This is a genomic window from Vibrio sp. QJM3NY_21, assembly GCF_057785975.1.
In genome coordinates this window covers 392,786-404,704 of record NZ_CM173513.1, presented here as the reverse complement: position 1 = coordinate 404,704, position 11,919 = coordinate 392,786, and the positions used below count along the sequence as shown (strand labels likewise).

At 43.7% G+C, this 11,919-nt stretch carries 11 protein-coding genes; 9 read left to right on the top strand and 2 right to left on the bottom strand.

All coding sequences use genetic code 11. The features are described from left to right. Window positions 1-46: 46 nt before the first annotated feature. The 4 genes from leuB to AC3CID_RS01845 all read left to right on the top strand — a co-directional run bounded on the left by leuB (window position 47) and on the right by AC3CID_RS01845 (window position 4,262). Window positions 47-1,138 carry a 3-isopropylmalate dehydrogenase gene (gene leuB, locus AC3CID_RS01860; protein ID WP_102298541.1) on the top strand — a complete coding sequence of 364 codons (1,092 nt, stop codon included), beginning with the start codon at window positions 47-49 and terminating at the stop codon, window positions 1,136-1,138. A gap of 117 nt (window positions 1,139-1,255) precedes the next feature. Beyond that, a complete protein-coding gene (gene leuC, locus AC3CID_RS01855) occupies window positions 1,256-2,668 on the top strand; it encodes a 3-isopropylmalate dehydratase large subunit (RefSeq protein ID WP_488526879.1) in 1,413 nt (470 codons plus the stop codon). A gap of 14 nt (window positions 2,669-2,682) precedes the next feature. Beyond that, complete coding sequence (gene leuD / locus AC3CID_RS01850; RefSeq protein WP_237291169.1) at window positions 2,683-3,285, top strand: 3-isopropylmalate dehydratase small subunit; 603 nt, start codon at window positions 2,683-2,685, stop codon at window positions 3,283-3,285. 194 nt (window positions 3,286-3,479) lie between these two features. Next, window positions 3,480-4,262 carry a DUF547 domain-containing protein gene (locus AC3CID_RS01845; RefSeq protein ID WP_488526878.1) on the top strand — a complete coding sequence of 261 codons (783 nt, stop codon included), beginning with the start codon at window positions 3,480-3,482 and terminating at the stop codon, window positions 4,260-4,262. 100 nt (window positions 4,263-4,362) lie between these two features. On the opposite strand, the gene AC3CID_RS01840 is transcribed toward AC3CID_RS01845, so the two are convergent. Further along, entirely contained in the window at window positions 4,363-4,908 is a 546-nt protein-coding gene (locus tag AC3CID_RS01840; RefSeq protein WP_171308581.1) for a DUF924 family protein, read from the bottom strand. A gap of 57 nt (window positions 4,909-4,965) precedes the next feature. Beyond that, window positions 4,966-5,820, bottom strand: coding sequence for a co-chaperone DjlA (gene djlA / locus AC3CID_RS01835; protein WP_065207186.1), 855 nt, complete (start codon window positions 5,818-5,820; stop codon window positions 4,966-4,968). A 149-nt stretch (window positions 5,821-5,969) separates the two neighbouring features. Between djlA and lptD the strand changes: the two genes are divergently transcribed. From lptD to apaG, 5 genes are all read left to right on the top strand, one after another. Next, a complete protein-coding gene (gene lptD / locus AC3CID_RS01830) occupies window positions 5,970-8,324 on the top strand; it encodes an LPS assembly protein LptD (RefSeq protein WP_488526877.1) in 2,355 nt (784 codons plus the stop codon). A 43-nt stretch (window positions 8,325-8,367) separates the two neighbouring features. Continuing rightward, complete coding sequence (gene surA, locus AC3CID_RS01825) at window positions 8,368-9,663, top strand: peptidylprolyl isomerase SurA (RefSeq protein ID WP_017087006.1); 1,296 nt, start codon at window positions 8,368-8,370, stop codon at window positions 9,661-9,663. Next, a complete protein-coding gene (gene pdxA, locus AC3CID_RS01820) occupies window positions 9,653-10,642 on the top strand; it encodes a 4-hydroxythreonine-4-phosphate dehydrogenase PdxA (RefSeq protein ID WP_162808203.1) in 990 nt (329 codons plus the stop codon). The genes surA and pdxA overlap by 11 nt, the downstream gene beginning before the upstream one ends. Further along, complete coding sequence (gene rsmA, locus AC3CID_RS01815; protein ID WP_004735898.1) at window positions 10,639-11,454, top strand: 16S rRNA (adenine(1518)-N(6)/adenine(1519)-N(6))-dimethyltransferase RsmA; 816 nt, start codon at window positions 10,639-10,641, stop codon at window positions 11,452-11,454. Before pdxA ends, rsmA begins: the two co-directional genes overlap by 4 nt. 82 nt (window positions 11,455-11,536) lie before the next feature. Beyond that, window positions 11,537-11,917, top strand: a complete 381-nt coding sequence (gene apaG, locus AC3CID_RS01810; protein ID WP_004735899.1) for a Co2+/Mg2+ efflux protein ApaG — start codon at window positions 11,537-11,539, stop codon at window positions 11,915-11,917. The last annotated feature ends 2 nt before the right edge of the window (window positions 11,918-11,919 follow it).

Sequence of the window (11,919 nt, the reverse complement as noted above, 5' to 3'; positions counted from 1 at the left end):
TTTAAAACGAGCCAAACCGCTCAGTAACAAGAATTAAAGGATTAACATGACAGATAAATCATACAAAATTGCCGTACTACCTGGTGATGGCATTGGCCCAGAAGTAATGCAACAAGCACATAAAGTGTTAGACGCGATCGAAAAGAAGCACGCGATTAGCTTTTCTCGCGAAGAGTATGATGTTGGTGGTATTGCAATTGATAATCACGGCTGTCCACTTCCAGAAGCGACAGTCACGGGCTGTGAAGAATCTGATGCGGTACTTTTTGGCTCAGTTGGTGGTCCTAAATGGGAACACCTTCCACCAAACGATCAACCAGAGCGTGGTGCCCTACTTCCTCTGCGTAAGCATTTCCAACTGTTCTGTAACCTACGTCCAGCGCAAATCCACAAGGGTTTAGAGTCTTTCTCTCCTTTACGTGCTGATATTTCAGGTAATGGTTTCGACATCGTTGTTGTTCGTGAACTAACAGGCGGTATCTACTTCGGCCAACCTAAAGGTCGTGAAGGCGAAGGCGCAACTGAAAAAGCCTTTGATACTGAGGTTTACCACCGTTACGAAATCGAACGTATTGCAAAGATTGCGTTTGAATCTGCACGTCTACGTAACAAAAACGTTTACTCAATCGATAAAGCGAACGTTCTACAGAGCTCTATCTTATGGCGTGAAGTGGTTGAAGAAGTCGCGAAAGACTACCCAGATGTGAAACTGAGCCACATGTACATCGATAACGCGACCATGCAGCTAATCAAAGATCCATCTCAGTTTGACGTAATGCTATGTTCAAACATCTTCGGTGACATCATCTCTGATGAGTGTGCAATGATCACGGGTTCTATGGGTATGCTTCCTTCTGCAAGCTTGAACGAAAGTAACTTCGGCCTATACGAACCTGCAGGTGGCAGCGCGCCAGATATCGCAGGCAAGAACATCGCGAACCCAGTAGCGCAAATTCTTTCTGCGGCGCTAATGCTTCGTTACAGCCTAGGCGAAGAAGCCGCAGCTCAAGATATCGAAACAGCGGTATCTAAAGCACTTTCTGCAGGCGAGCTAACCGCTGACCTTGCAGGCAAAAACCAAGCGCTGACTACCTCTGAAATGGGTGACAAGATCGCTGAGTACATCTTAGCTTCATAAGCTAGATGCTTAGATTAGAAGCAAGTACATAAGAATAATATCAAGCCAAGTCAGCTTAAATAGCATGACTTGGCTAGAAACAAACACTGGGACTGATGCTCCCAAGGAAGAAAAGCTATGTCGACAAACCAGCAAGCAAAAACCTTATACGAAAAAGTTTATGACGCTCACGTTGCGGTTGCAGCGAAAGGCGAAACGCCAATTCTTTATATCGATCGCCACTTAGTCCATGAAGTAACGTCGCCACAAGCCTTTGATGGCCTACGAGAAAAAGGTCGTAAAGTTCGCCAAGTAGGCAAAACTTTTGCAACCATGGATCACAACGTATCGACACAAACGAAAGACATCAACGCTTCTGGTGAGATGGCTCGTATCCAAATGGAAACGCTATCGAAAAACTGTGAAGAGTTTGGTGTCACGCTTTACGACTTAAACCACAAATACCAAGGTATTGTTCACGTAATGGGCCCTGAGCTAGGTATTACTCTGCCGGGCATGACCATCGTATGTGGTGACTCACACACAGCAACACATGGTGCATTTGGTTCATTAGCATTCGGTATCGGTACTTCAGAAGTTGAGCACGTTCTAGCAACTCAAACGCTAAAACAAGCTCGCGCTAAAACCATGAAGATCGAAGTAAAAGGCAAAGTCGCTGAAGGCATTACCGCAAAAGATATCGTACTAGCTATCATCGGCAAGACAACAGCCGCTGGCGGTACAGGCTATGTGGTTGAATTCTGTGGTGAGGCCATTACGGACCTTACAATGGAAGGTCGTATGACGGTATGTAACATGGCGATCGAGCTTGGCGCTAAAGCGGGTCTAATTGCTCCAGATGCAACCACTTACGAATACATCAAAGGTCGTAAGTTCTCTCCTGAGGGCGAAGACTTACAAGCAGCTATTGAATACTGGAACACATTGAAAACCGATGCTGATGCAGAGTTCGATGCGGTTGTTACGCTAGAAGCTACAGACATCAAACCACAAGTCACTTGGGGAACCAACCCAGGTCAGGTTATCTCAGTAGACACACCAATCCCTGCACCAGAAAGCTTCGCAGACCCTGTTGAAAAGGCATCGGCAGAAAAAGCTCTGGCTTATATGGGTCTTGAAGCGGGTAAGTCGCTATCGGATTACAACGTCGATAAAGTCTTCGTAGGTTCTTGTACTAACTCGCGTATCGAAGACATGCGTGCAGCTGCTGCCGTAGCAAAAGGCCGCCAAGTAGCGAAACATGTTCAAGCATTGATCGTTCCAGGCTCTGAGCAAGTAAAAGCGCAAGCTGAAGCAGAAGGCCTAGATAAGATCTTCATCGAAGCAGGTTTTGAATGGCGCCTACCAGGCTGCTCTATGTGTCTTGCAATGAACAACGACCGTCTAGGTCCACAAGAGCGCTGTGCTTCTACATCAAACCGTAACTTTGAAGGTCGCCAAGGCCGTGATGGTCGTACGCACCTAGTTAGCCCAGCAATGGCAGCAGCAGCAGCAATCGCTGGTCACTTTGTCGATATTCGTGAACTTTAATTAGAGGATTTAACATGTCAGGTTTTCAACAACACACCGGATTAGTCGTTCCTCTAGATACGGCCAACATCGATACCGATGCGATCATTCCAAAACAGTTTCTACAGAAAGTGAACCGTATCGGTTTTGGTAAGCACTTATTCCACGATTGGCGCTTCCTAGATGACGCAGGCCAACAGCCAAACCCTGAGTTTGTAATGAACGCACCACGCTATAAAGGCGCTTCAATTCTACTGGCTCGTGAAAACTTTGGTTGTGGTTCATCTCGTGAACATGCACCTTGGGCGCTTGCAGATTACGGTATTCAAGTGATGATCGCGCCAAGCTTTGCAGACATTTTCTACGGTAACTCGATCAATAACCAGATGGTTCCTGTTCGTCTTACAGAGCAGGAAGTTGATGAAATCTTCCAGTTCGTTGAAGCAAACGAAGGCGCAGAAATTACAGTTGATCTTGAAGCACTCAAAGTCACTGCCAATGGAAAAGAATACTCGTTTGAAATTGATGAGTTCCGTCGTCACTGCTTGCTGAATGGCCTAGATAACATCGGCCTAACGCTTCAACACGCAGATAAGATTTCAGAGTTTGAAGCTAAGATTCCTAGCTTCCTGAAATAGCATCACACAGTTTTGTGTACATATAAAAGGTTGGCCTAGTGCCAACCTTTTTTATTTGGCTGAGCTTTTAGCTTAACTTAATGTGCTTATTAAGCTCTGCCCTTTATTTAGAGCAGTTCCGCTATTTAACTGAAGAGCTATGAAAGAAAATCGTAAAGCATAAGGTCTAAGTAGTCAGTCATCAGGAGAATGCCATGAAACAACTACTTTTTATTGTCAGCCTACTTTTCTCAACCTTAGCTTGGTCTGCGCCTAAACCTGATCTTTGGCCATACTGGAACCAAAGCAATGAAACCAACCAAGAACAGGTATCTCATCAAGACTGGCAGCAATTTATCGATAGCTACTTAGTTAAACAAGGGCAAAACACCCTAGTTCGCTATCAAGCTGTGAGCACTGTAGATAAGACAAAGCTCAAGCAATACATCAAGAGGCTAGAGCAGTTGAATCCACTCGACTATTCAAAAGCAGAGCAGTATGCCTACTGGGTTAATTTATATAACGCCGTGACTGTCGATTTGATTCTTGATGCGTACCCGATTAAATCCATCACCAAGCTCGGCGGACTGTTTAGTTTTGGACCGTGGGGAGATGATGTAGTGAAGGTAAATGGGAAGTCGCTGACACTCAATGATATTGAACATCGAATCTTAAGACCGATTTGGCAAGATCCACGTACGCATTATGCAGTGAATTGTGCGAGTTTGGGTTGCCCTAACTTGCAGTCTGAAGCTTTTACCTCTGACAACACTGAAGCCTTGTTAGAACAAGCTGCTAGTGATTTTGTAAATAGTGATAAGGGCGTGTTAATTGAAAACAACAAACTTCAACTATCATCGATTTACGAATGGTTTGCTGTGGATTTTGGTACAGAAAAACAACTCATTCAACACTTAGACCAGTATCGAACAAAGCCGGTGACGAACACTGAAAAAACCAGTTATGACTATGATTGGTCACTTAACCAAGCAAACTAGTTCTAACGCGAGAGTTAATCACTAAAGCTAAACAAAAAAAGAGGCTAGAGGTTTTATTAACCACTAGCCTCTTCTCAATTCTTTGACCGTATCTCCACAATTAAAAGCTTGAGTCTGGTTGCTGTAAGAACTCAATTTCCTCAGGAGTCGAAGTTCGACCTAGTACTTCATTGCGGTGTGGGTAACGACCAAAACGCTCAATGATCACCTTGTGCTTAAACTCAAAATCAAGGTTATTCTCTAGCCCTGTCTGAGAAAAAAGCAGCACCGCTTGTTCATGCATCAGCAAAGATTCACTGTGCATATAAGGCATATACAGGAAGCTTTTCTGTTGTTGATTGAGTTGGTGATCAAAGCCACCCGCTACCGCTTCTTGAGCTAGAACCAACGCCATAGGATCTGCAGTAAACGCATCTGGACTATTTCTACCAAGATTCCGAGAAAACTGGTCAAGCACGATAATTTCAGCCAAGCGTCCTTCTGCATTTTGTCGCCATTCAAATAGCTCACCTTGGATAGCGGCTTTGTGCAGTTTAGCAAAACGAGACTCAATCAAAGTATCGATCTCTCCACCGCCAGTAAACCAATCTTTAGGCGTCAATTCATCGAACCAAAACTCTAGAACATTCTGATACGTTACCGTCATATAATTCCCTTTAATAAAAAACCGAGTAATTTTGTTATTACTCGGTTTAGTGTTCGATTACTTAAAACCTTTGACCTTCTTTATCAAGTCATAAGCATTTTGAATTTCTTGCGACTTTTCTTTCGCGACATTCATCATTTCTGGTGGTAAGCCCTTCGCCATCAACTTATCAGGGTGGTGTTCATTCATCAGCTTACGGTAGGCTTTCTTCACCTCTTTACCATCGGCACTTTCACTCACTCCTAACACCTTAAAAGCATCTGCCAACTGGTTTTGCTGTGAAGCTTGTTGCCACCCCGATGACTGTCCGTGACCTTGATGCCCACCAAAGCTTCCACCTTGCTGTTGAAAACGAAATGCTGCTTCTTGCATCTGTAAACGGCGCTCTAGCTGTTCCGCAGAAAACCCAAGACCTTGCGCTATCTTATGCAAAACCTGACGCTCACTTGGGTGCAAGCTTCCATCGGCAAATGCTGCAGATACTTGTAGCTCAAGAAAAAACTGCAGAAGGTCAAAACGACCACCCGATGAGATTTTCACACGCTCAAGTACATCACTTAATGGAAAGTCACTCTCTTTGCCATCGCGGAAAGCCTCTTGAGCCGCTTTACGTTGTTCACCATGCAGGTTCATACGCTCCATCATTGTAGAAGCGAGCTGAATCTCTTCTGGTGTAACCTGCCCCTTAGCTTTAGCAACGTGTCCCATAACTGCAAAAGCAGATTTGAAAAACTCGTTTTGTCTTTCAGCTTGGCTTGGACCTCGGCCAAAACCAGAGCTATTGAAGCCCGATTGGCTTAAACGTCGAGCCTTATCAAATTGATGCCCTAAAAACAGACCAAAAACTAAACCGAGCGGCCCTCCAAATAAAAAGCCAAAAAACGCGCCCAAAATTTTGCCAAATATTTGCATTATGTGTTCTCTATCTATGAATTTTATCTGAGTAACGCTGTCTGATGATGCTGAATGCTAATATTTCCTTTATCATAAGGAAAATGCTTTATTAATTGGATTGATACTAGATCAACCCTTCATCTAGTGACACAGGATAGTTCAACTTCATGCAATCTTTTTCCCGCACCTTGTTAGCCGCGTCTATAAGTACGGCATTATACGTGTCGACAACTCAAGCTGAAACAATCACCGATAGTAGTGTGCAGGAAATGCCCTCTATAGATCAATGCTTGATCGAGCCCGCTGCAGAAAACGAGACACAGCTACCCGCTCATGTTGAGTCAGATCGCTTAGAAGCTATCAATGGTGACAAGGCAATCTATTCGGGTGACGTAAGAGTTACGCAAGGGAACAAGATCATCCTTGCTGATAATGTGACCCTACACCAACAAGAAAATATCGTTGTAGCTGAAGGCAACGTAAACTTTAGTGATGGTCAAATAAAATCCATTTCCGATAAAGCGACAAATAATCTAAATACTGATCAAATCGAATTAGAGAACACTCAATATCAGTTTCTTTGTGAACCAGGCCGAGGAGATGCCCAATATATATCTCGCACTGGCAAAGCGGTTTATACCATGGAAGACGGATCTATCACATCCTGCCCACTAGGTGATAAATCATGGAGGTTAAAAGCTTCTAGTATTGAACTCGATCAAGATGAAGAAGAAGCCACATTCTACAATCCGCGTTTTGAAATTCTAGATGTTCCTGTTTTCTATCTACCGTATCTCACCGTTCCAGTGGGTGATAAACGTAAAACTGGCTTTTTGTACCCAACGATTTCATACGGCTCTAGTGATGGTTTCGAAACCGAAGTACCATTTTATTGGAATATAGCACCAAACTACGATCTACTTATCACAACTAAATATATGGCAGAACGTGGAACGCAACTGAATAACGAGTTCCGTCATTTAAGTAATTTTGGTGAAAGTAACTTAAAGTTTGAGTTCCTAGAAAGTGATGATAAATACCCGGAACAAGGCAGTCGTTGGGGTGGGCAGTTCAACTTTGAAGGGATCTATCAACAAGCATGGAAGTTTGACATCGACTATTCAAAGGTTAGTGATGTTAATTATTTTTCAGATGTGGATTCAAATATCGGTAATAGAGAAGACGGTCAGCTTTTACAATCAGGACAAGTTACTTACCGATCTCTAAACTGGGATGCATCCATCGCAGTTCGTGACTTCCAAGTACTTACCGATGGAGATAACCAAGCCTATCGTTTAATGCCGCAGCTAACATTTAACTATTACGCTCCTATTATATGGGACTCTGTAGAGGTGGATATGATTAGTCATATCTCTCAATTTGATACAGATGCAAAAGGAAAACCAACAGCAACACGATTGCACATAGAACCAGGGTTAAAAGTACCATTAAGTACAACTTGGGGTACATGGACAACCGAGGCTCGTCTACTTGGAACATACTATAACCAAGACCTGAGTGGTGTAGATACATCTCTAGCAGAGTATGCTGATTTAGAAGAAAGTGTTAGCAGAGTTATACCCGAATTTAGAAGTCATGCCGGTATTGTACTTGAGCGCGACACTACATTAATGAACGGGTACACACAAACTCTTGAACCACAAGTTCAATACCTTTACGTTCCCGAAGAAGAACAAAATAACATTGCTCGCTACGATACTACTCTTTTACAGACAGATTATTACGGCTTATTTAGAAGTAGGAAATACAGTGGGGTTGATTTTATAGCAGCTGCAAATCAGCTAAGCTATGGTGCGTCTTCTCGCTTCTTTGATGACGAGTACAAAGAACGTCTTAATATTTCTTTCGGTCAAATTTTTTATATCGATAAAGAAACAAAGCAATCAACTGGCAACAACGATTCAACAGAAAAATCTAATTATTCATCTTGGGCAGTTGAGGTCGACTTTAATTACGATGACTACCTTTTTTACCATGGTGGCGTTCAATACGATATCGACTCAGCAGAAATGCAACTAGCTAATAGTACAATTGAATATCGAATAGACAGTAACGGTTTTGTGCAAGCAAACTACCGCTACGTCACTAAAGAGTACATTGAAGATAATGTCGGCGAGACAATTACTAATATTGATGAGATTACACGGGAAGGTATCTCACAAGCAGGTTTAGTCACAGGTTATCAATTCACTCCGAAATGGTACGCCAGCGCCCAGTACTACCATGATATGAACGAAAACATTGCTATCGAGTGGTTAGCTAACCTGCGCTATAAAGATGATTGTTGGTACGTGGGAGTTACCTATAGCAACGAACTCCGAAGCTGGACTGGTAGCGGCTATTCAGACATCAATGCTGATCCTGTCTACGAAAACAACTTTAGTGTCAATTTTGGTATTGTGGGCTTCGGTACATCGGCGGGATCGGGATCAAACATTTCAGGCTTTGATAGCTCTGGAAACTCTTTAGAATACGGCCGTCCATTCTTCTTAAACAACTAATTTTCTTTACTGATAAAACGTCAGTAAATTTAAAGGATTACACATGACATTGTGGAAACGCACATTAATTGCCATCGCAGCGGCTTGTACTGTATCAGTAAGCTACGCAGCGCCGGTAGAACTAGACAGCGTAAAAGTTATCGTTAACGAAGGCGTTATCTTACAAAGTGACATCGATGCTTCAATGAAGACGCTGCGCGCAAATGCTAAGAAAAGCGGCCAGACACTACCATCGCAAGACGTGCTCAATGAGCAAGTGCTTGAAAAGCTGATCATCGATACCATTCAAACACAAGAAGCGGAACGTATTGGCGTTCGTATTGATGATGCTCGACTTGATCAAGCAATCGAAGGCATCGCGAAAGACAACAACCAGACTGTAGAACAATTAACAGCATCGGTTGCTGAAGAAGGCCTTAGTTACAATGCATTTCGCGAACAAGTAAGAAAAGAGATTGCGGCAAGTGAAGCGCGTAACGCCTTAGTGCGTCGTCGTATCAACATTCTTCCAGCTGAAGTCGATAACCTTGCGGATATCTTGGCGCAAGAGACTAACGCGACCGTTCAATACAAAATCGGACACATCCAACTTCGCTTTAATGATGACCAAACCAAAGAAGAGCTAGAAGCTCAAGCTAAAGAAGTGGTTGAGGAGCTTAACTCAGGCAAAGATTTCAGCACCATGGCTTATACTTATTCAAAAGGCCCTAAAGCGCTACAAGGTGGTGACTGGGGTTGGATGCGTAAAGAAGAGATGCCTACCATTTTTGCAGACCAAATCAAAATGCAGAATAAAGGCAGCATCATCGGTCCTTTCCGAAGCGGCGTTGGTTTCCATATTTTGAAAATTGAAGATGTGAAAGGCTTGGAAACGGTAGCGGTAACGGAAGTTAATGCTCGTCATATCCTAATTAAGCCGACCGTCATCTTAAGTGACGACGGTGCCAAGGAGCAATTAGAGGAAATCACGCGTCGTGTTAACGCGGGTGAAGCGAGCTTTGGTGAACTTGCGCAGCAATACAGCCAAGATCCAGGCTCTGCAGTGCAAGATGGTGAACTAGGCTACCAAACACCGGATTTGTATGTACCTGAATTCAAGCACCAAGTAGAAACACTACCTGAAGGTAAAATCAGTGCACCATTCAAAACCGTGCATGGTTGGCATATTGTTGAAGTGCTTGATCGCAGAGAAGTAGACCGTACAGACTCTGCTTTGAAAAATAAAGCATACCAAATTCTATTTAACCGTAAGTTCAACGAAGAAGCTGGCGCTTGGCTACAAGAAGTAAGAGCGAGTGCTTTTGTTGAAATGGTTGAGGATGACCAAGATGACAACTAAACGCCTTGTCATTACGGCAGGTGAACCTGCGGGAATTGGGCCAGATTTAACTCTCGCCTTATCCCAAGAAAGCTGGCCACATCAGCTCGTGGTGTGTGCGGACAAAACCCTACTAGCAGAGCGAGCTCAAATGTTAGGGATCGAGGTGGAGCTGTTGGATTACGATTCAACCGCGCCCAAGCAACCTCAACGCTCTGGAACATTGGTTGTGAAACATGTTCCACTCGCTGAAGTCGCCGTTGCGGGTCAACTTAATGAAGCGAACGGCCACTACGTATTAAATACATTAGAAACCGCAGCAATTGGCTGTATGAATGATGAATTTGATGCTATTGTCACCGGCCCTGTTCACAAGGGTGTAATTAACCGAGCTGGCGTTGCTTTTAGTGGCCATACCGAGTTCTTTGCAGAGAAGTCCAATACACCGCTCGTGGTGATGATGTTGGCAACAGAAGGGCTGCGTGTTGCGCTAGTAACAACGCACATCCCACTAGCTTATGTATCTCAAGCAGTGACCGAAGACAGATTAGAGCAAATTATTGCAATTCTGAATAAAGATTTGGTTGAAAAGTTTGCTATTGAGAAACCAACTATCTACGTGTGTGGCTTGAATCCACATGCAGGTGAAGATGGTTGCTTGGGACGTGAAGAGATAGAAACCATCACCCCGACGCTAGAAAAAATTCGCCAAAAAGATGGCATCAATTTAGTTGGCCCATTGCCAGCAGACACCATCTTTAATGAAAAATATTTGCAAGATGCAGATGCTGTTTTAGGTATGTATCACGACCAAGTACTCCCAGTATTGAAATACAAAGGGTTTGGTCGTTCAGTGAACATCACGCTTGGCTTACCGTTTATTCGAACATCAGTCGACCACGGTACCGCCTTAGACTTGGCAGGGAAAGGCCAAGCCGATACAGGGAGCTTTAGAACAGCGCTCACGCACGCCATTGAATTAGTAGAGAAAAAGCAATGAGAAATGATGTCCACTTAGGGCACAAAGCGCGTAAACGTTTTGGTCAAAACTTCCTTAACGATCCATACATTATTGATGGCATCGTATCTAGCATTAACCCACTACCAGGTCAAAACTTGGTAGAGATCGGTCCTGGTCTAGGCGCAATTACTGAGCCAGTGGGTAAGCTTGTCGATAAATTTACAGTTATCGAATTGGATAGAGACCTGGCTGAACGTCTTCGCAACCATCCCGATCTGGCTGATAAGCTAACGATCTATGAAGGCGATGCAATGAAGTTCGATTTCGAACAACTTGTTAAGCCAAACAACAAGCTACGTATTTTCGGTAACTTGCCATACAACATCTCGACACCATTGATGTTCCACCTTTTTGAGTTCCATAAAGACGTGCAAGACATGCACTTCATGCTTCAAAAAGAAGTGGTTAACCGATTAGCGGCCGGCCCAGGTACTAAAGCTTATGGTCGTCTTACGGTAATGGCTCAATACTACTGTAAAGTGACGCCTGTGCTAGAAGTGCCACCAACGGCCTTCGTTCCGCCACCGAAAGTAGATTCTGCAGTAGTACGCCTACAGCCATACGAAGTGCTACCTTACCCGGCAAAAGATCTGAAATGGCTAGATCGTGTATGTCGTGAAGGCTTTAACCAGCGTCGTAAAACGGTTCGTAACTGCTACAAGAGCCTAATCGACAAGGAAGTACTTGAAGAGTTGGGTGTTAACCCAGGCATGCGTCCTGAAAATTTAACGCTCGAGCAGTTTGTCGACATGGCAAACTGGTTGTACGACACTCACAGCGCTGACAAATAATTCTAAAAGGCTCCTACACTTCGGTGAGGAGCCTGTTTTTTATGTAATACTTTAAAGTATACCAACAACAAAAGGTGCGAATATGGATATATCTACGCCTTGTATCAAATGTCAGGTTCACTCTAAATACATAGAGGAACAATCTGAACCAACGAAGAACCGCTACGTCTTCGCCTACATTATTACCATCAAAAATCTCAGTAAAACAACGGTTCAACTAATGTCTCGCCGCTGGCTGATTACCGACTCCAACGGCAAACAACTCACCATAGAAGGTGATGGCGTGGTTGGGCAACAACCCGTGATTGAAGCCAACGACGAATACACTTACACCAGTGGTACCGTCATCGAAACTCCTGTGGGTGTTATGCAAGGTCATTATGTGATGACTGATAACAAAGGCATCGACTTCATAACTGAAGTTGATCCATTCAGACTCGCAATCCCTAATATTCTTAATTAGTC

Excerpts from the sequence above, each read along its gene's own strand:
- leuB (WP_102298541.1), top strand. The coding sequence starts at position 47 with ATGACAGATAAATCATACAAAATTGCCGTACTACCTGGTGATGGCATT.
- leuC (WP_488526879.1), top strand. The coding sequence starts at position 1,256 with ATGTCGACAAACCAGCAAGCAAAAACCTTATACGAAAAAGTTTATGAC.
- leuD (WP_237291169.1), top strand. The coding sequence starts at position 2,683 with ATGTCAGGTTTTCAACAACACACCGGATTAGTCGTTCCTCTAGATACG.
- AC3CID_RS01845 (WP_488526878.1), top strand. The coding sequence starts at position 3,480 with ATGAAACAACTACTTTTTATTGTCAGCCTACTTTTCTCAACCTTAGCT.
- AC3CID_RS01840 (WP_171308581.1), bottom strand. The coding sequence starts at position 4,908 with ATGACGGTAACGTATCAGAATGTTCTAGAGTTTTGGTTCGATGAATTG.
- djlA (WP_065207186.1), bottom strand. The coding sequence starts at position 5,820 with ATGCAAATATTTGGCAAAATTTTGGGCGCGTTTTTTGGCTTTTTATTT.
- lptD (WP_488526877.1), top strand. The coding sequence starts at position 5,970 with ATGCAATCTTTTTCCCGCACCTTGTTAGCCGCGTCTATAAGTACGGCA.
- surA (WP_017087006.1), top strand. The coding sequence starts at position 8,368 with ATGACATTGTGGAAACGCACATTAATTGCCATCGCAGCGGCTTGTACT.
- pdxA (WP_162808203.1), top strand. The coding sequence starts at position 9,653 with ATGACAACTAAACGCCTTGTCATTACGGCAGGTGAACCTGCGGGAATT.
- rsmA (WP_004735898.1), top strand. The coding sequence starts at position 10,639 with ATGAGAAATGATGTCCACTTAGGGCACAAAGCGCGTAAACGTTTTGGT.
- apaG (WP_004735899.1), top strand. The coding sequence starts at position 11,537 with ATGGATATATCTACGCCTTGTATCAAATGTCAGGTTCACTCTAAATAC.